17 protein-coding genes and 3 pseudogenes are annotated in these 25,704 nt (G+C 70.9%); 14 read left to right on the top strand and 6 right to left on the bottom strand.

The window, feature by feature from the left end:
• The first annotated feature begins 45 nt into the window (after positions 1 to 45).
• The 3 genes from QA861_RS12605 to QA861_RS12595 are packed head-to-tail and all read left to right on the top strand — an operon-like array spanning position 46 to position 3,625.
• Entirely contained in the window at positions 46 to 3,087 is a 3,042-nt protein-coding gene (locus tag QA861_RS12605) for a helix-turn-helix transcriptional regulator (RefSeq protein WP_334590532.1), read from the top strand.
• Positions 3,088 to 3,119: 32 nt separating this feature from the next.
• Positions 3,120 to 3,380 (top strand): type II toxin-antitoxin system RelE family toxin, encoded by a 261-nt coding sequence (locus QA861_RS12600; protein ID WP_334588418.1) that lies wholly within the window; start codon positions 3,120 to 3,122, stop codon positions 3,378 to 3,380.
• Between the two features lie 14 nt (positions 3,381 to 3,394).
• Entirely contained in the window at positions 3,395 to 3,625 is a 231-nt protein-coding gene (locus tag QA861_RS12595; RefSeq protein WP_334588417.1) for a DUF6191 domain-containing protein, read from the top strand.
• Here the strand turns inward: QA861_RS12595 and QA861_RS12590 are convergent.
• Together QA861_RS12590 and QA861_RS12585 are read right to left on the bottom strand one after the other, a co-directional pair.
• Positions 3,613 to 4,791: a PQQ-dependent sugar dehydrogenase gene (locus tag QA861_RS12590; RefSeq protein ID WP_334588416.1), complete on the bottom strand. Its 1,179-nt coding sequence runs from the start codon at positions 4,789 to 4,791 to the stop codon at positions 3,613 to 3,615. The two genes, QA861_RS12595 and QA861_RS12590, sit on opposite strands and share 13 nt — an antisense overlap.
• An 83-nt stretch (positions 4,792 to 4,874) precedes the next feature.
• Positions 4,875 to 5,873, bottom strand: coding sequence for an aldo/keto reductase (locus QA861_RS12585; protein ID WP_334588415.1), 999 nt, complete (start codon positions 5,871 to 5,873; stop codon positions 4,875 to 4,877).
• A gap of 76 nt (positions 5,874 to 5,949) precedes the next feature.
• Between QA861_RS12585 and QA861_RS12580 the strand changes: the two genes are divergently transcribed.
• The 6 genes from QA861_RS12580 (at position 5,950) to serA (ending at position 15,874) form a co-directional block, all read left to right on the top strand.
• Positions 5,950 to 6,900 (top strand): 2-hydroxyacid dehydrogenase, encoded by a 951-nt coding sequence (locus tag QA861_RS12580; protein WP_334588414.1) that lies wholly within the window; start codon positions 5,950 to 5,952, stop codon positions 6,898 to 6,900.
• Positions 6,901 to 7,359: 459 nt separating this feature from the next.
• Complete coding sequence (locus QA861_RS12575) at positions 7,360 to 10,287, top strand: putative bifunctional diguanylate cyclase/phosphodiesterase (protein ID WP_334590531.1); 2,928 nt, start codon at positions 7,360 to 7,362, stop codon at positions 10,285 to 10,287.
• Between the two features lie 244 nt (positions 10,288 to 10,531).
• Positions 10,532 to 12,379 carry an acetolactate synthase large subunit gene (locus QA861_RS12570; protein WP_334588413.1) on the top strand — a complete coding sequence of 616 codons (1,848 nt, stop codon included), beginning with the start codon at positions 10,532 to 10,534 and terminating at the stop codon, positions 12,377 to 12,379.
• Between the two features lie 20 nt (positions 12,380 to 12,399).
• Positions 12,400 to 12,927, top strand: coding sequence for an acetolactate synthase small subunit (gene ilvN, locus QA861_RS12565; RefSeq protein WP_006383584.1), 528 nt, complete (start codon positions 12,400 to 12,402; stop codon positions 12,925 to 12,927).
• Between the two features lie 118 nt (positions 12,928 to 13,045).
• Positions 13,046 to 14,044, top strand: coding sequence for a ketol-acid reductoisomerase (gene ilvC / locus QA861_RS12560; protein ID WP_059073170.1), 999 nt, complete (start codon positions 13,046 to 13,048; stop codon positions 14,042 to 14,044).
• 240 nt (positions 14,045 to 14,284) lie between these two features.
• Entirely contained in the window at positions 14,285 to 15,874 is a 1,590-nt protein-coding gene (serA, locus tag QA861_RS12555; protein WP_334588412.1) for a phosphoglycerate dehydrogenase, read from the top strand.
• A 157-nt stretch (positions 15,875 to 16,031) separates the two neighbouring features.
• Here the strand turns inward: serA and QA861_RS12550 are convergent, their stop codons facing one another.
• Positions 16,032 to 17,579, bottom strand: coding sequence for an MFS transporter (locus tag QA861_RS12550; protein ID WP_334588411.1), 1,548 nt, complete (start codon positions 17,577 to 17,579; stop codon positions 16,032 to 16,034).
• Between the two features lie 97 nt (positions 17,580 to 17,676).
• Here QA861_RS12550 and QA861_RS12545 point away from each other — a divergent pair, with 97 nt between their 5' ends.
• Complete coding sequence (locus QA861_RS12545; protein WP_334588410.1) at positions 17,677 to 18,258, top strand: TetR/AcrR family transcriptional regulator; 582 nt, start codon at positions 17,677 to 17,679, stop codon at positions 18,256 to 18,258.
• Here the strand turns inward: QA861_RS12545 and QA861_RS12540 are convergent.
• Positions 18,255 to 19,469, bottom strand: coding sequence for a PucR family transcriptional regulator (locus tag QA861_RS12540; protein ID WP_334588409.1), 1,215 nt, complete (start codon positions 19,467 to 19,469; stop codon positions 18,255 to 18,257). The genes QA861_RS12545 and QA861_RS12540 overlap by 4 nt on opposite strands.
• A gap of 133 nt (positions 19,470 to 19,602) precedes the next feature.
• Here QA861_RS12540 and QA861_RS12535 point away from each other — a divergent pair, with 133 nt between their 5' ends.
• On the top strand, positions 19,603 to 20,529 hold the full coding sequence (locus QA861_RS12535) for a proline dehydrogenase family protein (protein WP_334588408.1): 927 nt from the start codon (positions 19,603 to 19,605) through the stop codon (positions 20,527 to 20,529).
• 401 nt (positions 20,530 to 20,930) lie between these two features.
• Positions 20,931 to 22,561, top strand: a pseudogene (gene pruA / locus QA861_RS12530) (L-glutamate gamma-semialdehyde dehydrogenase).
• 52 nt (positions 22,562 to 22,613) lie between these two features.
• Here the strand turns inward: pruA and QA861_RS12525 are convergent.
• Positions 22,614 to 23,167 (bottom strand): annotated as a pseudogene (locus QA861_RS12525) (glycoside hydrolase family 97 C-terminal domain-containing protein); the annotation flags it as partial.
• Here QA861_RS12525 and QA861_RS12520 point away from each other — a divergent pair.
• Together QA861_RS12520 and QA861_RS12515 are read left to right on the top strand one after the other, a co-directional pair.
• A pseudogene (locus tag QA861_RS12520) lies at positions 23,123 to 23,634 on the top strand (GNAT family protein). The pseudogenes QA861_RS12525 and QA861_RS12520 overlap by 45 nt on opposite strands.
• A 256-nt stretch (positions 23,635 to 23,890) precedes the next feature.
• A complete protein-coding gene (locus tag QA861_RS12515; RefSeq protein ID WP_006374903.1) occupies positions 23,891 to 24,022 on the top strand; it encodes a hypothetical protein in 132 nt (43 codons plus the stop codon).
• Between the two features lie 21 nt (positions 24,023 to 24,043).
• Here the strand turns inward: QA861_RS12515 and QA861_RS12510 are convergent, their stop codons facing one another.
• Positions 24,044 to 25,612, bottom strand: coding sequence for a purple acid phosphatase family protein (locus QA861_RS12510; protein ID WP_334588407.1), 1,569 nt, complete (start codon positions 25,610 to 25,612; stop codon positions 24,044 to 24,046).
• Positions 25,613 to 25,704: the final 92 nt, after the last annotated feature.

Genomic DNA, 25,704 nt, shown 5'->3' with positions numbered 1-25,704 from the left:
GCCATCGGCTCGATAACCAGTCCCGCGATGTCAGAGCCCTGTGCGATGCTCTGGCCCGTGGAGACCAGGTCCGTCTGTCCGGTGTTCGTCGGTCGTACCGATGAGTTGGGGGTGTTGCACGACGCACTCGCCCGCGCCGCCTCCGGTGAGCCGCAGGCGCTGCTGCTCGGCGGGGAGGCCGGGGTCGGAAAGACACGGCTGGTCGAGGAGTTCGCCGACGCTGCCGCCGGCCGGGGCGCGGTCGTCGCCCTCGGCGGGTGCGTCGAGATCGGCGCCGACGGGCTGCCCTTCGCGCCCTTCTCCACCGCCCTGCGGGCCCTGCGGCGTGCGCTGCCCGAGGAGTTGGCCGCCGCCGCTGCCGGGCAGGAGGAGGAACTGGCCCGGCTGCTGCCGGAGTTGGGCGAGACCGGCGCCGGACGACACGACGAGGAGGGCATGGCGCGCCTCTTCGAACTCACCGCCCGCCTCCTGGAGCGCGTGGCCGCCGACCGCACCGTCGTCGTCGCCCTCGAAGACCTCCACTGGGCCGACGCCTCCACCCGCCACCTCCTCGCGTACCTTTTCCGCACCCTGCGCACCGGCCGCCTCGTCGTTCTCGCCACCTACCGCGCGGACGACGTCCACCGGCGCCACCCGCTGCGCCCCCTGCTCGCCGAACTGGACCGCTTGCGCACGGTCCGCCGGATCGAACTGAGCCGCTTCAACCGCGCCGAAGTGGGCCGCCAGATCGCCGGCATCCTCGCCGCCGAACCCGAGCCGGCCCAGGTCGACGAGATCTTCGGCCGCTCCGACGGCAACGCCTTCTTCGTCGAGGAACTCGCCGTCGCCGCCCACGAGGGCTGCCGCACCCGGCTCACGGACACCCTGCGCGACCTGCTCCTCGTCCGTGTCGAAAGCCTGCCCGAGAGCGCCCAGCGGGTCGCCCGGATCGTCGCCGAGGGCGGCTCCGCCGTCGAGTACCGGCTGCTGGCCGCCGTCGCCGGACTGGCCGAGGACGACCTCATCGAGGCGCTGCGCGCGGCCGTCGGCGCCAACCTCCTGCTCGCCACCCCGGCCGGCGACGGCTACCGCTTCCGCCACTCCCTGGTCCGCGAGGCGGTCGGCGACGACCTGCTCCCCGGCGAACGCTCCCGCCTCAACCGCCGCTACGCCGAGGCGCTGGAGGCCGACCCGACGCTCGTCCCCGCCGACGAACGCACCATGCGCCTGGCCAGCTACTGGTACCACGCCCACGACCCGGCCAAGGCCCTGCCCGCCGTCCTGGACGCCTCGGTCACCGCCCGCCGCCGGTACGCCTACTCCGAGCAACTACGGCTCCTGGAACGGGCGATGGAACTCTGGGACGCCGCCCCCGACGCCGTACGGACCACCCTGCGCCCCGTCGACTACACCGAGGTCTACCCGCCCTGCGGCTGCGACCCGGCCACCACCCCGCTGCACTACCTGGACCTCATGGCCGAGGCCGCCGTCGCGGGCCGGCTGTGCGGGGAACGCGAACGCGCCCTGAAGATCATCAAGCGTGCGCTGCACCTCCTGGAGGACGACGGCGACCCTCTGCGCGCCGCCTGGTTCTGGTGCCAGCGCTCCCGGCTGGTCCAGGCCCAGTCCCGCGGCGACGGCTGGAAGGAGCTCGACACCGCGCAGAAGCTGGTGCGTGGTCTGCCGCCCTCGCAGGTCCACGCGGAGGTCCTCGCCAACGCCGCCGCCTGGTCGATGCTGCACTGCCCCGGCCCCGAGGCCCTCGCCGCCGCCGAACAGGCGGTCGAGTACGCCCGTATGGTGGGCGCCGCCGAGATCGAACTGCACGCCCGCCTCACCCACGGCGGCCTCCTGGTCGACGCCGGGGCCGCGGAGACCGGGTTCGCGGAAATGCGCGCGGTCAAGGAGCGGGCGGTCGCGGAGGGCATCCTCTTCGTCGCCGGACGCGCCTACATCAACCTCCCCAGCGGACTGGAAGCGGTCGGCCGCTCCCGCGACTCCGTCCCCATCCTGGAAGAGGGCATCGCCTACGCGGGGAAGTTCGGGCTGCTGGACTCCGAGGCCTGGGCGTGGGGCAACCTCTCCGAGTCGCTGTACTCGCTCGGCCGCTGGGATGCCGCCGCCGACGCCGCGACCAACGCGCTACGGCGCGGCCACAGCACCAAGCCGCAGGGCGCCGGCGCCATCTGCCTGGCCCGGCTCGCCCTGGACCGGGGCGACCTGGCCGAGGCCGCGCGCCAACTCGCCATCGCGCACGAGTACTTCGGCACCCACGACCCGATGCCCCAGCACGACCTGCTGCTCGCCCTCGTCACCATCGGTGTCGCCGCCGCCGAGGGCCGCCTCCTCGACGCCCGCACCGAACTGGGCCACGTCCTGGACACCGGCTTCCCACCCGGCACCCACCGCTACGGCTGGCCGCTGCTCCTCGCCGCCGCCACCGCCGAGGCCGACGCCCGCGCGCTGCCGACCGTCGCACAGGGCCGCCCCGAGACCCTGGCTCGCATCCTCGACACCGCGAAGAAGCTCACCACCGGCGCCCCCGTCTGGCTCGCCCACGAGCACTGGGTCCGCGCCGAACTCCAGCGCGCCGAGGGGACCGCCACCCCCGACACCTGGTCGCGGCTCGTCACCGCCTTCGAGGCCCTGGACCGCCCCTACGACCTCGCCCGGGTCCGCCACCGCCTCGCCGAGGCCCTGCTGACGGACGGCGCCGAGCCCGACGACCGCGACCGGGCGGCCGAACTGCTCCGCCTGGCCGCCACCGTCGCCGACCACCTGGGCGCCCGCCCCCTCGCCGACGCCACCGCCCTCCTTGCCCGGCGCGCCCGCCTCACCCCCACCGGCACCCCGCCCGCGCCCCAGGAGGACCCGGCCGAGTCCCTGGGCCTCACCAGCCGCGAACGGGACGTCCTGCGTCTGGTCTCCGCCGGCCGCACCAACCGCCAGATCGCCGAGGAGCTCTTCATCTCCCCGAAGACGGCGAGCGTCCACGTCTCCAACATCCTGGCCAAGCTGAGCGTCTCGGGGCGCGGCGAGGCGGCGGCGGTGGCACACCGGCTGGGGCTGTTCCCGCCGGAGACCGAGGATCGTCTGGTAGCGGGATAATGGCAGCAGGCCCACATACTGGCGGAGGCGCTGTGTTGTACCAGATCGAGTTCACCGAGCGGGCTGCCGCGCAGCGTGACGCACTTCCCGAGGACCGGCGCAAGCTTCTGGAGCGCGGCCTCCACAAGCTCGCTGAGGACCCCTTCACGCCGGTGTCGCAGGCAGTGAGCGGCGAGGACATCCGCGTGGTGTCCGTGGCCACGGGCCTGACCGTCGACTACATGGTTCACCGCGCCTTCCTGATCCTGGTCTCCGTGGCGATCCTCGACCAGTCGCTCATCGAAGACGAGTAGCCGGGAGCCGCCTCGTGTTCAACATGTTCGAGGAGCTCTTCGCACCGGGACGCAAGCACCAGCGCGACGAACAGAACCGGCTGGAGCTGACCCGCGAGGACGTCGGCGACGGCGACCCCGGACGCGGGCCGATAGACCTCGCGTCCGGGAAGGTCGTCGTACGCCGGTCCGAGCAGCCGGAGGAGACGGAGCAGCCCGAGGAAACGGAGCAGCCCGAGGAGCCGGGCTCGCCTCAGGTCACCTGAAGCTCCAGAATCCGGTCGTCCCCGCTCTCGGGCGACCCCCGTCCGTCCGTCTCGCTCGTCACCAGCCACAGCTTGTCGCCGCCCGCCGACACGACCGTACGGAGCCTGCCGTACTCGCCCTTCAGGAAGGCCTGCGGGTCGGCGGCGGCCTCGGTGCCCTTCAGGGGGACGCGCCACAGACGCTGGCCCTTGAGCCCCGCCATCCACACCGAGCCCTCGGCGTAGGCGATGCCGCTGGGGGAGGCGTCGTCCGTGTGCCAGACGGCGACGGGGTTGTGGAACGCGCGGTCGCGGCTGTCGCCCTCCGCCTTCGGCCAGCCGTAGTTGTCGCCCGGCTTGATCTGGTTCAGCTCGTCCCAGGTGTCCTGGCCGAACTCCGAGGCGAACAGACGCTGCTTCGCGTCCCAGGCGAGGCCCTGCACGTTGCGGTGTCCGTACGAGTACACGGGGGAGTCGGGGAAGGGGTTGCCCGGGGCCGGTTCGCCCTCCGGGGTCATACGGAGGATCTTGCCGCCCAGCGAGGACTTGTCCTGCGCCAGGCCCGTGTCGCCGCTCTCGCCCGTGCCCGCGTACAGCATCTTGTCCGGGCCGAAGGCGATCCGGCCGCCGTTGTGGATATAGCCCTTCGGGATGCCCCGGAAGATCGTGTTCGGTGCGCCCAGCTGTTCGCCCGCGGGCTTCTCCTGCTCGTACAGCATGCGCGCGACGCGGTTGTCCGACTCCGTCGTGAAGTACGCGTAGACCATGTGGTCCGACGCGAAGGAAGGAGACAGCGCGATGCCCAGCAGCCCGCCCTCGCCGGCCGCGGAGACGCCCGGCACCTCGCCCAGCTCCGTCTTCCTGCCCGTCTCCGTGTCCACCCGCGTGATCGTGCCCTCGTCACGGGAGGAGACCAGCAGATCGCCGTCCGGCAGCGGGGCCAGGCCCCACGGGGACTTCAGGCCCTCGGTGACCGTGCGCACCACCTTCACCGAGCCCTTGGCCGGCGGGACGTCCTCGGTGGCCCGCGCGGAGGGGGACGAGCCCGGACTCGTACGATCCGGCGCCGCGCTGTCACCGCCGCCGCCCGAGCCACCGCCCCCTCCCCCGTCGGAGGAGCAGCCGGCCGCGAGCAGAAGCGTGGCCGCGGCCAGTACGGCCGTCACAGCTCTACGTTGCACGATCATGGTCCCTTCGACGCGACGGGTTCTCCTTGTCATACACCGCTCGCGCTCCACGAGTTCCCGATCCCCGAAGCCCGATTCCGGGATCAGTCCCAGGATCCCTGCGCCTTCGGCAGCCCCGTCACCTCCGCCAGGTCCGCCGCCGTCAGCCTCAGCCGCGCCGCCCCGGCGTTCTGCGCCACCCACCGTTCCCGCTTGGCCCCCGGTACGGGCACCACGTGCCGCCCCTGCGCGAGAACCCACGCCAGCGCCACCTGGCCCGGCGTGACGTCCGGCCCGAGCCGAGCCGCCACCCGGCGCAGACCCGCCACGATCGGCTGGTTCGCGGCCGTCATCTCGGCGGTGAAGCGGGGGTGGCGGGCGCGGATGTCCTCCCGCTCGAAGCCCTCGCCCGGCACCAGCGTCCCGGTCAGAAAGCCGTTGCCCAGCGGCATCGCCGCCAGGAAGCCGACCCCGCGCGCCGCACACCACGGCAGCAGCGCGTCCAGCGCCTCGCGCGACCACACCGACAGCTCGGCCTGCACGGCGCTGACCGGGAACACCTGCTGCACCCGCTCCAGTTGACGGATCGTCGCGTCGTGCGGCCGCGCCCCCGACCGGCGTCCGGGCGGCTCGCCCATCGCGGACAGTCCCAACGCCCGTACTTTTCCCGCCTGTACGAGCTCCGCCAGCGCGCCCCACGTCTCCTCGACGGGTACCTCAGGGTCCGCGCGGTGCAGCTGGTAGAGGTCGATGACATCCGTCTGGAGGCGGCGCAGCGAGGCGTCGCACGCTCGTTTCACGTACCCCGGGCGGCCGTTGGCCACGATGTGCTGATCACCCACCAGCAGACCGACCTTCGTCGACACGAAGGCGTCCCCACGCCGCTCCCGCAACGCCCGTCCCACCAGCAGCTCGTTGGTGAACGGGCCGTACATGTCGGCAGTGTCCAGCAGGGTCATGCCCTCGTCCAGGGCCCGGTGCACGGCCCGCACCGACTCCTCGCCACGCCGCCGAGACGCGCTGTACGCCCAGCTCATCGGCATGCACCCGAGGCCGACGGCCCCCACTTCGAGCGCCGCCGCGCCGATCGTCCTGCGCTCCACGTGGTCGTGAACCTCTCTCTCCTTGCACCCCAAACCTAACCTCTGTACGCACAGGGGTTCGCCTACGCTCGTGACCATGACTGCTGACGTGTGGCTCCCCATCCCGCCGGAGGAGATCGAGGGCCTGCCCGAAGGCCCCGACTACCTGTTCTGGAACGGCGATCAGGACTACCCCGGGGACCCGGCCGACTGCGCGTTCTACGTCGTGCCGTACATGAAGTCCGTCGAGGTCTGTGTACGCCCCCTGCCCGAGATGACCCGCGTCCAGGTGCTGCAGACGCTGTCCGCGGGCGTCGACAACGTGCAGCCGGGGCTCGGGCATCTGCGCCCCGGCGTACGGCTGTGCAACGCGCGCGGTGTGCACGAGGCGAGCACCGGTGAGCTGACCCTCGCCCTGATCCTGGCCTCGCTGCGTGGCATCCCCGACTTCGTGCGGGCGCAGGACAAGGGGGAGTGGCGGGGCGGCTTCCGGCCGGCGCTCGCCGACAAGAGCGCCCTGATCGTCGGCTACGGCGCGATCGGCGCCGCCATCGAGGACCGGCTCGCGCCCTTCGAGCTCACGCGGGTGGCGCGCGTCGCGCGCTCTGAGCGCACCACGGCGCGCGGACCGGTGCATCCGCTCACCGAACTGCCCGCCCTCCTGCCCGAGGCCGACATCGTGATCCTCGCCACGCCCCTCACCGATCAGACAAGAGGCCTGGTGGACGCCGAGTTCCTGGCGCGGATGAAGGACGGCGCGCTGCTCGTGAACGTCGCTCGCGGGCCCGTCGTCGACACCACGGCGCTTCTCGCCGAGCTGGAGTCCGGGCGCCTCACGGCCGCCCTCGACGTCACCGATCCGGAGCCGCTGCCTCCGGGACACCCCTTGTGGCAGGCGCCCGGCGTGCTCATCAGCCCGCATGTCGGCGGCCCGACCTCCGCGTTCCGGCCACGCGCCGAGAGGCTGCTGGTGGCCCAGCTGAGTCGTTTCATGAACCAGGAGCCGCTGCGCAACGTGATCCTTACGACGGGAGCGGTCGACGCGTAGTCCGGTTCGGGCACCCTCCGCATTCCCCCGTATGCGGGGTGTGTCGTTGCCGCCGTGAGCCGTCACGGAGAGTAGAGGAACTATGTCCCTGAGTGACGAGACTGGTGTATCGTCCCGACAGGGGCTGCGCCGCGAACCGTTCGGCGCCGGGGACGGACATTTCAGACTGTGAGGGGGGCGACGGGCGATGCACGGTCTATGGACGAACGATCCGACGCGGCGGGGCCGCCGACAGCGACCCTGGCGCACGGCCGCGTGCAGACGCGGCCACGGCAGCCAACATCAGCACCGCCGGCACAGCGGTCGCCGGAGGCATGCGCACACCGCGCCCCCGGCAGCCCGCACGCACCCGGGACAGTGGGACGCGCGGGACACCGGCGCGCCGCGGATCCGGAGTGTCCGGTGAGTTCCCCCGGGGCACTGCTGGCCCGCCGGCCGGTCTCCGGCGAAGGGACGAGCATGGTCGCGCAGCTCGTACTGGCCCTGGTCTGCGCGGGATACGCCGTCGGCTCCGCGCTCGGCTGGGGCTCTCCCCGACTCGCCCTCATCATGGGCGACTTCGGGCTGAGCGCCGCCGCGGCCATCGCGGCCGTGTCCTGTTTCGTCTACGCCCGCCGCCGTATCCGCTTTCGACTGGCGTGGCTGTTGTTCGCGCTGTCGTCCGCCATGGCGTCCCTGGGCAACCTCGTCTGGGGCTGGTACGAGATCGTGCTCGACCAGGATGTGCCCAGCCCCAGCTTGGCCGACCTGTTCTTCCTGTGCTTCGCCCCGCCCGCCATCGTGGGACTCATGGTCCTCGCCAAGCGACCGGCGACGAAGGCCGGCTGGGTCTGCATGGTTCTCGACGCCTGGCTGATCGGCGGCTCGCTGCTCACCCTGTCGTGGAGCCTGGCCCTCGCCCAGGCGGCGAAGTTCGACGGGCCGAGCGTCGCGCACGCCGCGCTGTCGCTCGCCTATCCGCTGCTCGACATCGCCCTCGTGAGCATGGTGCTCTCGCTGCACTTCCGGCGCTCCACGGTGAACCGCTCCGCCGCGAACACCGCCATCGGCGCGCTCGCCCTGACCGTGGGCTGCGACGCCCTGTTCACCTCGCCCCTGATGCACAGCAACTACCACTCGGGCCAGTTGCTCGACGCCGGCTGGTTCGCGGGCTCGCTGCTCCTGGCGTACGCGCCCTGGGTCCGGTCCGGCCCCGGCGGCCCGGGCGGATCCGACGGGCACACGCGCGTGGTGCACGAACACCGCCCCGGGCGGCAGCACCCGGGCGGGCCCGGGGGACCCCGGCCCGTACCCCGCCAGGGCCGGGCCACCGTACCCGGGCAGGGGCAGCCGCCCGCACCGGGAGGCGATCACAGCCGGTATCCGGCCACCCGGCCCATCACCGGCTCGCTGGCCGCGCTCACGCCGTATCTGGCCGCCGCCGTGTGCACGCTGGGCGTCCTCTACAACGTGCTCAACGGCCGCAGCCCCGACCGCGTGGTGCTCATCACCGCGGGTGGCGTCGTTCTCGCGCTCGTCGTGCGCCAGGGCATCATGCTGCTCGACAACATCACCCTCACCCAGGAACTGGCCCAGAAGGAGAACCACTTCCGCTCCCTGGTGCAGGGCTCCAGCGACGTCATCATGATCGCCGCTCCGAGCGGGATGCTCCGGTACGTCAGCCCGGCCGCCGCCGGGGTCTACGGACGGTCCGCGGAGGACCTCGTCGGCACCGAGCTGGCCCATCTCATCCACCCGGAGGACCTGGGCTGTGTGGTGCACGAAGTCCGCCGCTTCCTCGCGGCCAGCCCCGGCGAGGAACCCACCACCCGCATCGAGTGCCGCTTCAAGTCCGGCGACGGAGGCTGGCTGAACGTCGAGTCCACCGTCAACCGGCACCACGGCGGCCTCATCTTCAACAGCCGGGACGTCACCGAACGGGTGCGCCTCCAGGCCCAGTTGCAGCACAACGCCGAACACGACCCCCTCACCGACCTGCCCAACCGCGCCCTCTTCACCCAGCGCGTGCAGCAGGCCCTGTCCGGCCGCCGCTCCACCGACCGCGGCACGGCCGTCCTCTTCATCGACCTCGACGGCTTCAAGGCCGTCAACGACACCATCGGGCACCAGGCCGGGGACGAACTGCTCGTCCAGGCCGCCCGCAGGCTCCACGACGCGGTCCGCTACGGGGACACCGCCTCCCGCCTCGGCGGTGACGAGTTCGCCGCCCTGATCGTCGGAGACGGCACCCGGGACCGTGCCGCACGCGAACGCCAGATAGGGGAACTGGCCAACAGGCTGCGGCTCACCCTCTCGCAGCCCTACGACATCGGCGGCAACGATGTCCGGGTCAACGCCTCCATCGGCGTCGCCTTCGCCGAACCCGGCCTCGGCGCGGGCGAGCTGCTGCGCAACGCCGACCTGGCGATGTACCGCGCCAAGGCCTCCGGCAAGGGCCGCGTAGAGCTGTACGCGCCCCAGATGCAGCAGGACGTCGTACGGAAGGCGGAGCTGGCCACGCGCCTGCGTGCCGCCCTGCACGACGGCGAGTTCGCGCTGCTGCACCAGCCCGTGGTGGCGCTGGAGAGCGGCCGGATCACCTCGGTCTCCGCCCAGGCGCGCTGGCGCTCCTCCCAGGGCGTCCTCTTCACGCCCGCCGAGTTCCTGCGCGTCACCGGGGACAGCGACAAGACCGCCGAGCTGGACCGCTGGACGCTGGAGGAGGCCGTCGAACAGGCCGCCGAACGCGCCGCGACCGGGCTCGCCGTGCCCGTCGCCGTCCGGATGAGCGCCCGGCGGCTCCTCGACCGCTCCCTGCCCCTGGGATCGATCGAGACCCTGCTGACCCGCCACGGGCTCCCCACGGGCGCCCTGGAGATCGAGCTGACGGACACCGACCCCCGGGTCTCCCTGGACGAGCTGGAGCGCCGGCTGAACGCCTTCAGGCTGCTCGGCGTACGGATCGCGCTGGACGGCTTCGGCAGCGGCTACGCGCCGATCACAGCGCTGCGCCGGCTCCCCGTCGACGTACTGAAACTCGACCGCGGTCTGGTCGAGGGTGTCGTCGAGTCCACGAAGCTGCGCAAGATCACCAGTGGACTGCTCAGAATCGCCACCGACCTCGGGCTGCCGTCCGTGGCCGACGGGGTGGACCTGCCGGAGCAGGTGGTCGCCCTGCGCGCGATGGGCTGCACGCACGGCCAGGGCATGGCCTTCTCCGGGCCGCTGGACGAGTACCGGCTGCGCCGGGCCCTGTCCACCGGCCGCTATCCGGTGCCGCACGGACCGGCCGAGCCCGCGTTCGCGGGCGGCGGTTCCGGGGTGTACACAAGTACAGGTGTGCCCGCTGTTTTCGGAGGCGGAACAGCCCTCCGTTCACATAATGAGACTCCCGTCCCACCCACTTGACAGTCGGTGCGTGCCGGGGGGAGGGTCGACCCTATGCGCACCCGAATTCTCGTACTTGGAAAGCGCGTCGGCTGACGCTGGTGAAGGTTTCGGACAGACCCGGAACTTCCAGCGACCGCACCCGGCGCGCTCCCCTCGCTTGCCTCACGGCACGAGGGGTTTTTTGTTGCACCGGCACCGGTCGGACAGCAACGCAGACCGTACAAAACTCGCAAAAACCCTCAGCATCGAGAAGAGAATGCCGATGACCGAGCAGGCCACCGGGGCCAGTCACCCGCAGCCGCGGCCCCGTTCCGGAGGACAGCAGTCCGCCCCCGAGTACGTCACGGGTGCGAAGTCCCTCATCCGCTCGCTTGAGGAGGTCGGGGCCGAGACGGTATTCGGCATTCCCGGCGGCACGATCCTTCCCGCCTACGACCCGCTGATGGACTCCACGCGGGTGCGGCACGTGCTCGTCCGGCACGAGCAGGGCGCCGGTCACGCGGCCACCGGTTACGCGCAGGCCACCGGCAAGGTGGGCGTGTGCATGGCCACTTCGGGCCCGGGGGCCACCAACCTGGTCACGCCGATCGCGGACGCGATGATGGACTCCGTGCCGCTGGTCGCGATCACCGGTCAGGTCAACTCCAAGGCGATCGGCACGGACGCCTTCCAGGAGGCGGACATCGTCGGCATCACCATGCCGATCACCAAGCACAGCTTCCTCGTCACCAAGGCGGAGGACATCCCGAAGGCGATCGCCGAGGCGTTCCACATCGCCTCGACCGGCCGGCCGGGACCCGTCCTCGTGGACATCCCGAAGGACGTGCTGCAGGCGCAGACGACGTTCTCCTGGCCGCCGGCGCACGACCTGCCCGGCTACCGCCCGGTGACCAAGCCGCACGCCAAGCAGATCCGCGAGGCCGCCAAGCTGATCACCGCCGCCAGGCGGCCCGTCCTGTACGTCGGCGGCGGTGTCCTCAAGGCACACGCCACCGCCGAGCTCAAGGTTCTCGCCGAGCTCACCGGAGCGCCCGTCACCACCACCCTGATGGCGCTCGGCGCATTCCCCGACAGCCACCCGCTGCACGTGGGAATGCCGGGCATGCACGGTGCGGTCACCGCCGTCACCGCGCTGCAGAAGGCCGACCTGATCGTCGCCCTCGGAGCCCGCTTCGACGACCGCGTCACCGGCAAGCTGTCCAGCTTCGCCCCGCACGCCAAGATCGTCCACGCCGACATCGACCCGGCGGAGATCGGCAAGAACCGCGCCGCCGACGTCCCGATCGTCGGGGACGCCCGCGAGGTCATCGCCGACCTGGTCCAGGCGGTGCAGAAGGAGCACAGCGAGGGCCAGACCGGCGACTACACCGCCTGGTGGAAGGACCTCAACCGCTGGCGCGAGACCTACCCGCTGGGTTACGAGCAGCCCGACAACGGCTCGCTCTCCCCGCAGCGCGTCATCGAACGCATCGGACAGCTCGCCCCCGAGGACACGATCTTCGCGGCGGGCGTCGGCCAGCACCAGATGTGGGCCGCGCACTACATCCAGTACGAGAAGCCCGCGACCTGGCTGAACTCCGGCGGCGCCGGGACGATGGGGTACGCGGTCCCGGCTGCGATGGGCGCCAAGGCCGGCGCCCCGGACCGTACGGTCTGGGCGATCGACGGCGACGGCTGCTTCCAGATGACCAACCAGGAACTCACCACCTGCGCGCTCAACAACATCCCGATCAAGGTCGCCATCATCAACAACGGCGCCCTCGGGATGGTCCGCCAGTGGCAGACCCTGTTCTACAACCAGCGCTACTCCAACACCGTCCTGCACTCCGGGCCGAACGACGTCAATCCGGACGCCAAGGGCACCCGCGTCCCGGACTTCGTCAAGCTGTCCGAGGCGATGGGCTGCTACGCGATCCGCTGCGAGTCCCCGGACGACCTCGACAAGGTCATCGAGGAGGCGAACTCGGTCAACGACCGCCCCGTCGTGATCGACTTCATCGTCCACGAGGACGCGATGGTGTGGCCGATGGTCGCCGCCGGCACCTCCAACGACGAGATCCTGGCCGCCCGGGACGTCCGCCCCGACTTCGGCGACAACGAAGACGACTGAGCGAGAGAGACCCCAGAGACATGTCCAAGCACACCCTCTCCGTCCTCGTCGAGAACAAGCCCGGTGTCCTCGCCCGGATCACGGCTCTGTTCTCCCGGCGCGGCTTCAACATCGACTCGCTCGCCGTCGGCGTCACCGAGCACCCCGAGATCTCCCGCATCACCATCGTGGTGAACGTGGTCGACGCGCTGCCCCTCGAACAGGTCACCAAGCAGCTCAACAAGCTCGTCAACGTGCTGAAGATCGTCGAACTGGAATCCGGCTCGGCCGTTCAGCGTGAACTCGTTCTGGTGAAGGTGCGCGCGGACAACGAGACGCGCTCCCAGATCGTCGAGATCGTCCAGCTGTTCCGCGCCAAGACGGTCGACGTCTCCCCGGAGGCCGTCACCATCGAGGCCACCGGCAGCAGCGACAAGCTGTCCGCCATGCTCAAGATGCTGGAGCCGTACGGCATCAAGGAACTGGTGCAGTCCGGCACGATCGCGATCGGGCGCGGCGCGCGCTCGATCACGGACCGGTCGCTGCGGGCCCTCGACCGGTCGGCGTAACCACGGATTCGGGCGGTCGGGTGATACCGGCCGCCCGTATACCGAGACCCCGAAACCTCACTGCCGCCCGCCGTCATACGGTGGGACGCAACACCTGCACCCAAGGAGAGAACCCAAAGTGGCCGAGCTGTTCTACGACGCCGACGCCGACCTGTCCATCATCCAGGGCCGCAAGGTCGCGGTCATCGGTTACGGCAGCCAGGGCCATGCCCACGCGCTGTCGCTCCGCGACTCGGGTGTCGACGTCCGCGTCGGTCTGCACGAGGGCTCCAAGTCGAAGGCGAAGGCCGAGGAGCAGGGCCTGCGTGTGGTGACCCCCGCCGAGGCCGCCGCCGAGGCCGACGTCATCATGATCCTCGTCCCGGACCCGCTGCAGGCCCAGGTCTACGAGGAGTCCATCAAGGACAACCTGAGCGAGGGCGACGCGCTGTTCTTCGGCCACGGCCTGAACATCCGCTTCGACTTCATCAAGCCCCCGGCCGGCATCGACGTCTGCATGGTCGCCCCCAAGGGCCCGGGCCACCTCGTCCGCCGCCAGTACGAGGAGGGCCGCGGCGTTCCGTGTATCGCGGCCGTCGAGCAGGACGCGACCGGTAACGCCTTCGCGCTGGCCCTCTCGTACGCCAAGGGCATCGGTGGCACCCGCGCCGGCGTCATCAAGACGACGTTCACCGAGGAGACCGAGACCGACCTGTTCGGTGAGCAGGCCGTTCTCTGCGGTGGTACGGCCGCGCTGGTCAAGGCCGGTTTCGAGACGCTGACCGAGGCCGGCTACCAGCCCGAGATCGCGTACTTCGAGTGCCTGCACGAGCTGAAGCTGATCGTCGACCTCATGTACGAGGGCGGCCTGGAGAAGATGCGCTGGTCGGTCTCCGAGACCGCCGAGTGGGGCGACTACGTCACCGGCCCGCGGATCATCACGGACGCCACCAAGGCCGAGATGAAGAAGGTCCTCGCCGAGATCCAGGACGGCACCTTCGCGCGTGAGTGGATGGCCGAGTACCACGGCGGTCTGAAGAAGTACAACGAGTACAAATCACAGGACGAGCAGAGCCTCCTGGAGACCACGGGCAAGGAGCTGCGCAAGCTCATGTCCTGGGTGAACGACGAGGCGTGACGCCGTCGGTCGGGCCGTGACTCCGGTGTCGACCGGTGTCACGGCCCGGCTGTCTGCCCGGGGTTCCGCACGTGTGGGTGATCCTTCCGCACTGGCGTGAGGACGCCCTCGCCGCGCCACTACACTGCCGTACTACCTTCGCGTCAGGCCCACAGCGTCGTGCGTCTTCCACGCGGTAGCACCCTCCACCGCCTGCGGCCGTCGGGACGGCCGTCCGCATAGGACTGAGTGAGGACACACGTGAGCTCGAAACCTGTCGTACTCATCGCTGAAGAGCTGTCGCCCGCGACCGTCGACGCGCTCGGCCCGGACTTCGAGATCCGGCACTGCAACGGAGCGGACCGAGCCGAACTGCTCCCGGCCATCGCCGACGTCGACGCGATCCTGATCCGCTCGGCCACCAAGGTCGACGCGGAGGCGGTCGCCGCCGCCCGCAAACTGAAGGTCGTCGCACGAGCCGGCGTCGGCCTGGACAACGTGGACGTCGCCGCCGCCACCAAGGCCGGCGTGATGGTCGTCAACGCCCCGACCTCGAACATCGTCACCGCCGCCGAGCTGGCCTGCGGTCTGCTGCTGGCCACCGCGCGGCACATCCCGCAGGCCAACTCCGCGCTGAAGAACGGCGAGTGGAAGCGCTCGAAGTACACCGGCGTCGAGCTGGCCGAGAAGACCCTCGGTGTCGTCGGCCTCGGCCGGATCGGCGCGCTGGTCGCCCAGCGCATGTCGGCGTTCGGCATGAAGGTCGTCGCCTACGACCCCTACGTCCAGCCCGCGCGAGCCGCGCAGATGGGCGTGAAGGTCCTCACCCTCGACGAGCTGCTGGAAGTCTCCGACTTCATCACCGTGCACCTGCCCAAGACCCCCGAGACGGTCGGTCTCATCGGTGACGAGGCGCTGCACAAGGTCAAGCCGTCGGTGCGCATCGTGAACGCCGCGCGCGGTGGGATCGTCGACGAGGAGGCGCTGTACTCGGCGCTCAAGGAAGGCCGCGTCGCCGGCGCCGGCCTCGACGTGTACTCGAAGGAGCCCTGCACGGACTCCCCGCTGTTCGAGCTCGACGAGGTCGTCTGCACCCCGCACCTCGGCGCCTCCACGGACGAGGCGCAGGAGAAGGCCGGTGTCTCCGTCGCCCGCTCGGTGCGGCTGGCGCTCGCCGGTGAGCTGGTCCCGGACGCGGTGAACGTCCAGGGCGGGGTCATCGCCGAGGACGTCAAGCCGGGTCTGCCGCTCGCCGAGAAGCTCGGCCGCATCTTCACCGCGCTCGCGGGCGAGGTCGCGGTCCGCCTCGACGTCGAGGTGTACGGCGAGATCACCCAGCACGACGTCAAGGTGCTCGAACTCTCCGCGCTCAAGGGTGTGTTCGAGGACGTCGTCGACGAGACCGTCTCGTACGTCAACGCGCCGCTGTTCGCCCAGGAGCGCGGCGTCGAGGTACGGCTGACGACCAGCTCGGAGTCCGCGGACCACCGTAACGTCGTGACCGTGCGTGGCACGCTCGGCAGCGGCGAGGAGGTGTCGGTCTCCGGCACGCTGGCCGGTCCCAAGCACCACCAGAAGATCGTCGCGGTCGGCGAGTACGACGTCGACCTCGCGCTCGCCGACCACATGGTCGTGTACCGGTACGCGGACCGGCCCGGCGTCGTCGGCACGGTCGGCCGGATCTTCGGTGAGGCGGGGATCAACATCGCCGGGATGCAGGTCTCCCGGTCGGTGGCGGGCGGCGAGGCGCTGGCCGTCCTGACCGTCGACGACACGGTTGCCCCCGGCGTGCTGGCGGAAGTGGCCGAGGAGATCGGCGCGACGTCCGCTCGATCGGTCAACCTTGTGTAGGTGACCGTCGCCCGGGGGCTGCCGCCCCCGGGCCCCCGCTTCGGCCTGAACGGCCTCGTCCTCAATCGCCGGACGGGCTGAGATGCCTGGGCGGCGCTTGTACGTGAACGCCGGGTGAGCTGAGGTTTTCTCAGCTCACCCGGCGTTTTTCGTTGCCCTAGATGTGACAGTCCTCCGGGGCCGGTTCCCGTACGGTCACCCCGCGCAGAGCCCGTGCCGCCAGTACGGCCGCTCCCAGGGCGAGCACCATCCCCGCGATCGCCGCCGCCTGCATTCCGTGGGTGTACGCCTCCCTGGCCGCCGTGATCAGCGCGTCTCCCGTGCGCGCCGGGAGCCGGTGGGCCACTGCCAGGGCACCGCCCAGGGTTTCGTGGGCCGAGGCGGGCGCCGAAGCCGGGATGTCGTGGCGGTAGACCGCCGTACCGATCGAGCCCAGTACGGCCATGCCCAGCGCGCCGCCGAACTCCGCGCCCGTCTCCAGCAGGGAGGAGGCCGCGCCCGCCTTGTCGACGGGGGCGGTGCTCAGGCCCAGGTCCATCATCTGCGACATCACGGTGACGATGCCGGCCGCGAGGACTCCCGCGCCGCCCAGCACCAGCCACATCGAGTCCGTTCCGACCAGGGCCAGCAGACCGTATCCGCCGGCCGCCGTGGCGAAGCCGCCGGCGACGACGTGGGCGCGCTCCACACCCCGCTGGACCAGGGCGGCGGCGAGCGGTGCGGCGATGCCGACCAGGACCGCCGGCAGCAGGCTCCACAGCGCGGCCTCGAGGGAGCTCTTGCCGAGCACCGACTGCAGGTACTGCGTGGTGAAGTACGCCGAGCCCATCATCGCGAACGCCGAGATCAGGTTCAGCACGACGGCCGGGCCGAAGCCCCGGCCCCGGAACAGCGCGGGGGAGATGAGGGGTGAGGCGGCCGTGCGCTGGCGCTGGACGAAGAGGTACGCGAAGAACAGGCCGACGGTCACCGAGAGGACGTACTGCGTGTGCCAGCCCTCCGACGGGATCTCCTTGAGGCCGTAGATCACGGGGAGCACGGCGGCCATCGACAGGGGGACACTGAGGAGGTCGAAGCGGCCCGGGTTCGGGTTCTTCGACTCGGGGAGCAGGATCGGGCCGAGGACCAGCAGCAGTGCCATCGCGGGCAGGTTGACCAGGAAGACCGAGCCCCACCAGAAGTACTCGACCAGCAGTCCGCTCATCACCGAGCCCAGGGCGACACCACCGGTCATCACACCGGACCACATACCGATCGCCTTGGCGCGCTGTCCCGGGTCCCGGAACATCGTGCGGATCAGCGCCATCGTCGACGGCATCAGGGTCGCGCCGCCGATGCCGAGGACCGCGCGGGCCGCGATCAGGGTCTCGGCGCTGTTCGCGTAGGCGGCGAGCAGCGAGCCCGCACCGAAGGCGGCGGCGCCGATGAGGAGGAGCCTGCGGCGGCCGATGCGGTCGCCGAGCGAGCCCATCGTCATCAGCAGGCCGGCCAGGACGAAGGCGTAGATGTCGAAGATCCACAGCTGCTGGGTGCCGGTCGGCTCCAGGTCGGCGCTGATCGAGGGGACCGCGAAGTAGAGGACGGAGACGTCCATCGAGACCAGCAGCAGCGGCAGCATCAGCACACCGAGCGCTGTCCATTCGCGGCGCCCGGCGCGGAGGCCGGGGGAAGCGGTCGAGCTCGTCGGGTTCGTCGAGTTGGTCATGGCAGCGACTGTACGGGCGTCTTAAACGGTTGTCTAGAACGCTCGTGTAATTCGTTTGTCTAGGACGTTCGTATGGATCGCGAGGTAGGGTGGTCGCATGGGACATCGCGAGGATCTGCTCGAAGGCGCCAAGCGCTGCCTGCTGGACAAGGGCTTCGTGCGCACGACCGCGCGCGACATCGTCAAGGAGTCGGGGACCAACCTGGCGTCGATCGGCTACCACTACGGCTCGAAGGACAAGCTCCTCGCGGAGGCGTACGTCTCCCTGGTGGAGGGGCTCTCCGACGACTTCACCCCCGCCGCGGGGACGGCCGGAGCGACCGAGCCCGGCTCTCTCGACCGGTTCCAGGAGGTCTGGTCGAACATCATCGACACCATGCAGCAGCCGGACTCCCTGTGGCGCCTGAGCATGGAGATCGTGGCCATGGGCGATCAACTCCCCACCGTCCGCGAGCACTTGGCACAGGCCCAGCGGGAGGCGGGACGCGGCATCATCCCGCTGTTCCTCGGCGGGAGGGAGGAGGACGTGCCGGAGGACGACGTCGACACCGTCGGGCAGTTCTACAACGCCCTGATGACCGGCCTCATCTGCCAGCACGTCTTCGACCCGACGACGGCACCGACCGCGCAGCAGCTCACCGAAGGGTTCCGTCGAGTCATCGCGGCGGCCAAGCCCTAGTCCGGCCGGTCGCCCTGGAGCCGCGCGCCCTTCAGTGCCATGTGCAGCAGCAGGCGGTCCTCGCCGTCGTCCAGGTCCAGGCCCGTCAGCTGCTCCACCCGGGACAGGCGGTAGTACAGCGTCTGGCGGTGGATGCCCAGTTCCGCCGCGGTGCGGCCCGCCTGGCCCGCGCGGTCGAGGTAGACCTCGGCGGTGCGGGCCAGTTCCTGGTGGGCGGGGGCGAGCAGCGTGCGTACGGCGGGATCCTGGGCCGTGTCCGGGGGCAGCGCCGTGAGCAGACGGTACGGGCCGATGGCGCCCCACTCCGCGACCGGGCCGAGGTGCGGCTGAGCCAGGGCCGCACGGGCCGCCGCCGAGGCCTCCTGCCAGGCGGCGCCCAGACCGGCGAGGCCGGTGCGCGGTGCGCCGACGCCCGCCGCGACAGCGCCCTCCGTCTCCTTCAGCAGCCTTGACGCCGCCGTGAGCGCCGGAGCGGGCACGTCCGTCGCGCGCAGCCGGATCAGCAGCGCCAGGTGCTGGGACGCCGTGCCCCACGGCACCGTGCACACCGCCGTCGCGTGCGGCACCGTACGGGCCGAGGGGGCGTCGTCCGGATCCGCCGAGGGCCAGGGCGCCACGCACACCACCGCGTGCGGGCCCTCGCCGCGCGCCCCCAGGGCCGTACGCAGCGCCGCCACCGCCATGTCCCGCTGCCAGCCCCGCTCGGCGGTCAGCACCGTCCGGAACTCGCGGGTCAGGTCGGCCCCCGCCTGCGCGTCGTCCGCCAGCAGCGCGCCGATCCGCTCCGTCACCTCCATGGCCGCCGTGAGCTGCTCCGCCGAGGGACCCGGATCGTCGTCGAGCAGCCAGACGTAGCCGAGAACGACACTCCGATGGCGTACGGGGAGACAGATCCGTCCCCGGTACACCCCCGCCTCCGGGGTGGGCGGGATGCGGACCGGGCCGCTCGCGCGCGTGATGCCGAAGCCCTCGAACCACACGCGCACCGCCGACGTCGAGCGCCGGGTCAGGATCGAGCGGGTGCGGACGGGGTCCAGCGCCGACGCGTCCAGTTCGCCCTCGCTGTCGTACGCGCCGAAGGCGAGCAGCTCGAAGTCGCGGTTCTCCAGCGTCGCGGGGGCGCCGAGAAGCTCCGAGATGTCGTCCACCAGCTCCTGGTAGTCGCCGTGGTGGTCGCCGCTCGCCTGGCTCATGGGGGCATTCTCCCGCATACCCCCGCCGCCTTCAGACATCTGTATGAGATCCGGGGCACGGATGCGTGACAGCTGTCGATGGCCCACGATCGGAGGGATCCCTAGGTTTCACGGTGGTTCTCCGTTTACCGGCCTTTTGTGGAGGTGCCCCGTGCTGGGTCCCGTGATTCTCGCCGCCTCACGCAGCGACCGGATGCGCCGACTGATCTCGGCGGCCCCGGTGACCAGGCCGGTCGTCGACCGCTTCATCCCCGGCGAGACGGTCGACGACGTCGTACCGATCGTCCAGGACCTCACCGACCGGGGTCTTGAAGTCACCCTGGACGTGGTCGGCGAGGACATCACCACCCCCGAGCAGGCCGCCCACGCCCGGGACGCCTATCTGGAGCTGGTCGAGCGGCTCGGCGAGCTGGAACTGGGCACCCGCGCCGAGATGTCCGTCAAGCTGTCGCTGTTCGGTCAAGCGCTGGAGGGCGGTCACGAACTGTCCCTCGCCAACATCCGGCCCGTCGTCGAGGCGGCCGCCGCGATCGGCACGACGGTCACCCTCGACGCCGAGGACCACACCACCCTCGACTCGATGTTCGCCATCCATGAGGAGCTGCGGAAGGACTTCCCGCAGACCGGCTGCGTCATCCAGGCCTACCTGTACCGCACCGAGGCCGACGCCCGCCGCCTCGCCGAGAGCGGCAGCCGCGTACGGCTGGTGAAGGGCGCGTACAAGGAGCCCGCCGAGGTCGCCTACCAGCAGAAGTCCGAGACCGACAAGGCGTACGTCCGCATCCTGAGGATCCTGATGGACGGCGAGGGGTACCCGATGATCGGGTCCCACGACCCGCGCCTCATCTCCATCGCCCAGGAACTCGCCCGGCGCGCGAGCCGCAAGCCCGACGAGTACGAGTTCCAGATGCTGTACGGGATCAGGAGCGACGAGCACCTGCGGCTCGCCGCCGAAGGTCACCGGATGCGCGTCTACACCGCCTACGGGACGGACTGGTATGGGTACTTCATGCGCCGGCTGGCCGAGAAACCCGCCAACCTCCTCTTCTTCGGACGCTCGATCCTCACCAAGGGCTGAGACCAACCGTTCCTGTGGACTGAGCGGGAGTGAGTCCGTTCAGCCGCGCGCCCCGAACGGTCTTGGGCGAGCTGGTCCCCGGCGTACTCGACCCCGGGTGGCGACACGCATCCTGTGCGTGGTCCGATCCCGGGAGGGAGGCCAGTTCCCTGTGCGACCTGGCCGAGTGGGTATGGCCAGAGGCGACGGGGAGGCCCTGAACCATCCTCTGGTGGAGCAGGGGCCCCGCACGCTGACGCTGTACCCGGTGTCCCAGGTCGCACAGTCACGCTAACCCAAACAGCCCAGAGCTCCACAAGCCCGGAAGCCGACCATCACACGATCGAGCTAATTCGGCCTCGTGCACGCTCCTCGCCGAACAGTTGTCAACCCCCCTTGCTCAGTTAAGGAGTCACGGAAGCATGGACGCCGTCACCCAGGTCCCCACCCCCGTCAACGAGCCGGTGCACGGCTACGCCCCGGGTCGCCCGAGCGGGCCCGCCTGGAGGTCAAGCTCAAGGAACTCGCCGAGAACCCCGTCGACCTGCCGATGACGATCGGCGGCGCGCGGCGCATGGGCGGCGGCGAGCGGTTCGACGTCGTGCAGCCGCACCACCACAAGGCCCGCCTCGGCACCTACGCCAACGCCACCCAGCAGGACGCCCAGGACGCGATCGACGCGGCCCTCGCCGCCGCGCCCGCCTGGCGCGCGATGTCGTTCGACGACCGTGCCGCGATCATCCTGCGCGCCGCCGAACTGCTGGCCGGCCCCTGGCGCGAGACCCTCGCCGCCTCCACCATGCTCGGCCAGTCGAAGACCGCCCAGCAGGCCGAGATCGACTGTCCCTGTGAACTGGTCGACTTCTGGCGCTTCAACGTCAAGTACGCGCGCGACCTGCTCGCCGAGCAGCCGCCCGCCAACTCCCCGGGCGTCTGGAACCGTCTCGACCACCGCCCCCTCGAAGGCTTCGTCTACGCGATCACCCCGTTCAACTTCACCGCCATCGCGGGCAACCTGCCCACCGCGCCCGCCCTCATGGGCAACGTGGTGGTGTGGAAGCCGTCGCCCACGCAGACCCACGCCGCCGTTCTCCTCATGCGGCTGCTGGAGGAGGCCGGGCTTCCCAAGGGCGTCATCAACCTCGTCACCGGTGACGGCATCGAGGTCTCCAAGGTGGCCCTGGAGCACCGGGATCTGGCCGGCATCCACTTCACGGGTTCCACGAAGACCTTCCAGCACCTGTGGAAGACGGTCGGCGCGAACATCGAGAAGTACCGCTCGTATCCGCGGCTCGTCGGCGAGACCGGCGGCAAGGACTTCGTCGTCGCCCACCCGAGCGCCGACCGGGCGGTCCTCAAGACGGCGCTCACGCGGGGCGCCTTCGAGTACCAGGGCCAGAAGTGCAGCGCGACCTCCCGCGCCTACATCCCCGCCTCCGTCTGGAACGACGGTTTCCGTGAGGAGTTCGCCGCCGAGGTCGACCACCTGACCATGGGTGATGTCACCGACCTGAGCAACTTCGTCGGCGCGGTCATCGACGAGCGTGCCTTCGCCAAGAACAAGGCCGCCATCGACCGGGCGAAATCCGACCCGACGTGCACGATCGTGGCGGGCGGCTCCTACGACGACTCGGTCGGCTATTTCGTCCGCCCGACGGTCGTGGAGTGCACGGACCCGGCCAACCCGGTCTTCACCACCGAGTACTTCGGCCCGTTCCTCGCCGTGTACGTCTACGAGGACGACAAGTACGACGCCATGCTGACCCAGATGGAGTCCGTGTCCGACTACGCGCTGACCGGCGCGGTCGTCTCGGGTGACCGCGCGGCAGCCGCGTACACGATGGAGAAGCTGCGCTACGCGGCCGGCAACTTCTACATCAACGACAAGTCGACCGGCGCGGTCGTCGGGCAGCAGCCGTTCGGCGGGGGGCGCGCCTCCGGCACCAACGACAAGGCGGGCGCCCCGCAGAACCTGATGCGCTGGACCCTGACCCGCGCCATCAAGGAGACCCTCGTCGCGCCGACCGACCACACGTACCCGCACATGGGCTGACGGCTCACGGGTGAACGACGCCGGGCCCGCACCCACGCGGGCCCGGCGTCCGTCAGTCCCCCTTCTCGCAGGTCGTACGGCCCGGCTGCCAGCGGCAGGCCAGAGCGGCGAAGCCGCCGTCCGCGACCACCGGTACGGCGAGCGTGGCGCCGCCTCGTACGGCGTGTGCCTCGCGCACCAGCCCCGCCGGACCGTCCGTCACCGTCTCCACCAGCCAGCGGCCGGCGCCGAGGCGCAGCGGCACGTCCGCCGTTCGCGCCGCGCCCGCGAACGTCCCGCCGATGAACCAACGCCCGTCCGCCGCCCGTCGGGCCAGTACGGCGGAGCGGCCCGGGTCTCCTCCCAGCGCCGGGGCAGTTGCTCCAGATAGCGGCGGGCCTCGGGGCGGGCCTCGTACGACTCCGGGGTGCCGGAGAGGTTCTGGATGCCCGACTCGTACAGCACCGTCAGGCCCAACTCACCCGCGTCGGAGGCCACGTTGGGGCGGCCCGGGCAGTGGAAGGCGCCCGGGGTGAAGTCCATCGAGCCGATCGCGTTACGGGTGAAGGGGAGCGAGGCGAGCTGCTCGGCGGTGTTGTTGCGCTTCTCCTCGCCGCCCGCGCCCTCCTGGACGCCGCCTTCGACGGTGACTTCTCCGGCGACGACTGGGAACACGCGCTCGGCGGCCTGCATGTCCTGGTCCACGACGACACCGGTCTCCTCGCCCACGGCTCGGTCGTCATGCGCCGCGCGCTGCACCGGGGCCGCTGGCTGCGCGTCGGCTATGCGGAAGCGGTCGCCGTCCGCGCCGACGTCCGCCGCCGCGGCCTCGGCGGGCAGGTGATGGGCGCGCTGGAGCGGTACGTCGACGGCGGCTACGACTTCGGCGCGCTGTGCGCGAGCGCCGCCGGCTCCGCCCTCTATGTGGCCCGGGGCTGGGAGCTCTGGCCGGGGCGGGTCAGCGCCCTCGGTCCGGCCGGTGTCTCCACCTGCCGGAAGAGGAGGGCAACGTCTTCGTCCGTCCCGCCGCTGCCGGTTCGCTCGATCCCTCGGAGGGGCTGGTCTTCGACTGGCGGGACGGCGACGTGATGTAACGGCAAAAGGCCAGGTCAGCCGCGTGTGACCAATCCGCCGTCTCAGATAGTAGGAAGTCCGAGTAATTGTGGAGACAGATGCCCTGTCCTCGCCTAACTTTGTAGAAGCCGAACGTCTCGCCAGACCAGGCGAATGACGGCCGTGAGCCGGTACCCCGTGCAGGCAACCCCTGCGGTACCGCTGCTCCCCGTCCCATCCGGCGTCTCGAATCCCCCCTTGCCGTACTCCCGGATTCCTTGAAGGAGTCGATTTCCCATGGCCGAGACGACCGTCCGCCGCCGAGTCCGCCACGTCTCCCCGACGAGCGAGTCCGACCGCAAGAACGCCGCCGCAGCCCTACAGCGCGCCCTCGACCGCCGGGACAACGGCGGCCAGACAGGTCACTGAGGGCAGCCCGTCGGCTGCTCGCTATCCGCGCCGCACCTCGAAGTGGTCGATGCGCTCCCCACTCTCCGCCAGCGCGGAGACCGTGAGTCGGGGAGCCGTGCCCGGTATGCCCGCCGCCGCCTCCACCGAGAGGAACGAGTAGCCGGTGTAGCGCACGCGCGACCACTCGACGGTGTCCTCGTGCCGGTCCTGCGACTTCGTCCAGTGGTAGGTCTCCACCGACTCCCGGTCGACGACCTTTCCCTCGAAGCTGTCCTTCACCCCGTAGGGGAAGCCGTACAGGCTCTGGCCCGCGCCGCCCGCCGTGACGTACACCGTGCCGTCCCGCGTCGGGTCGGTCGACGCGCCGACCGGCACCCGCCGGCCCACCCGGCCGCCCCTGAGGGCGTCGCTCCGCTCGTAGACATGGTTGTGGCCGTTGATCACCAGGTCCACCTGGTGCTTGTCGAACAGCGGCAGCCACGCGTCCCGTACGCCGCCGTCGGAGGCGTGGCTGGACGTCGAGTACGTGCAGTGGTGGAAGAAGACCACGACGAAGTCGATCGCGTCCGACGCGCGCAGCTCGGCCAGCCGCCGGTCCAGCCACGCCGTCTGACGGCCGTCCGTGTGCCCGAAGTTCGCGGGGATCTCGTACGACACGTCGTTCGCGTCCAGCGCCACGACGCCGACGTTGCCGTACGTGAACGAGTAGGCGCCCGGGGTGTTGTCGGCGTCGAACCCGTTGTCCGGCAGTGACCAGCGGGCCGACTGGCCGCCGTACCCGTTCGGTGAGTACCAGGCCTCCATGTCGTGGTTGCCGGTCGTCACCATCCACGGCACCGACCTCGCGACCGTCTCCGTCTGCTTCAGGAACAGGTCCCAGGCGGTCGGGTCGTAGCCGTCCGACTTCTCGCCGTGGCCGGTGACGTCCGCGTAGCAGATGTCTCCCGCGTGCAGGTGGAAGGCGGGGTTCCGGCCCAGGAGCACCCGGTCGTTGGCCACGGCGTCGGGGGTGACGCCCTGGTCGCCGAAGGCCGTGAACACGAAGCTCGCGGGGGCGGTCGCGGGTGCGGTGCGAAACGTGGCGAGGGTGGGGCTGTGCGCGCGGGACGCCGGGTCGAAGCCCTCGTGGCCGACGCCGTAGTAGTACGTCGTCCCGGGGCGCAGTCCGTCGAGGGCCGCGTGCACGTAGTACTGGTCCAGGTCGAGGCGTACGCCCGGCAGGCCCGGCGTGTGCAGCGGGCGGACCTCGGCCTCGATGCGGCGGCTCAGGTCGCCGGGCGTCGGCCCGACGCGGACGTACGGCTTCCGGACCGCGAACGGGACCTGCCAGGAGATCCGCATCTGCGTCTTCGGGTCGGCGCCGAAGGCGAGATGGCGGCCGAAGGGCGTGACGGCGGAACCGGGGACCTTGCTGGTCGCGGGATTCGCCGTACCCGTGCTCGACGAACACCCGGTCAGCAGGCCGCCGCCGGCCAGCGCGCCCGCCGTCACCAGCGCGCGGCGCCGGATGAGCCTCGTCCGCAGATACTCGTACTGCTCCGCCATGCTCATCCGGCGGGCCAGCTGAGGCGGAATGCCGACGTCGGGGGTGTCCGGAGGACTGTCCATGGGTGGGAACTTCCCAGTAATTCCCAACGTCCGCCATACGTGCAGGTGAACGCCGGTCGAAGAGCGGACGGTGCCGTGCGTGCCCTGTCCCG

Origin of the sequence: Streptomyces sp. B21-083 (assembly GCF_036898825.1) — a bacterium.
Lineage (GTDB): Bacteria > Actinomycetota > Actinomycetes > Streptomycetales > Streptomycetaceae > Streptomyces.
This window is presented reverse-complemented; position numbering and strand designations above follow the sequence as displayed.

Coding starts and splice junctions, on each gene's coding strand:
- QA861_RS12545 (WP_334588410.1), top strand. CDS start 17,677: ATGGGACATCGCGAGGATCTGCTCGAAGGCGCCAAGCGCTGCCTGCTG.
- QA861_RS12605 (WP_334590532.1), top strand. CDS start 46: ATGCTCTGGCCCGTGGAGACCAGGTCCGTCTGTCCGGTGTTCGTCGGT.
- QA861_RS12580 (WP_334588414.1), top strand. CDS start 5,950: ATGACTGCTGACGTGTGGCTCCCCATCCCGCCGGAGGAGATCGAGGGC.
- QA861_RS12515 (WP_006374903.1), top strand. CDS start 23,891: ATGGCCGAGACGACCGTCCGCCGCCGAGTCCGCCACGTCTCCCCGACG.
- QA861_RS12575 (WP_334590531.1), top strand. CDS start 7,360: ATGGTCGCGCAGCTCGTACTGGCCCTGGTCTGCGCGGGATACGCCGTC.
- QA861_RS12550 (WP_334588411.1), bottom strand. CDS start 17,579: ATGACCAACTCGACGAACCCGACGAGCTCGACCGCTTCCCCCGGCCTC.
- QA861_RS12540 (WP_334588409.1), bottom strand. CDS start 19,469: ATGCGGGAGAATGCCCCCATGAGCCAGGCGAGCGGCGACCACCACGGC.
- QA861_RS12590 (WP_334588416.1), bottom strand. CDS start 4,791: ATGATCGTGCAACGTAGAGCTGTGACGGCCGTACTGGCCGCGGCCACG.
- ilvN (WP_006383584.1), top strand. CDS start 12,400: ATGTCCAAGCACACCCTCTCCGTCCTCGTCGAGAACAAGCCCGGTGTC.
- QA861_RS12510 (WP_334588407.1), bottom strand. CDS start 25,612: ATGGACAGTCCTCCGGACACCCCCGACGTCGGCATTCCGCCTCAGCTG.
- QA861_RS12570 (WP_334588413.1), top strand. CDS start 10,532: ATGACCGAGCAGGCCACCGGGGCCAGTCACCCGCAGCCGCGGCCCCGT.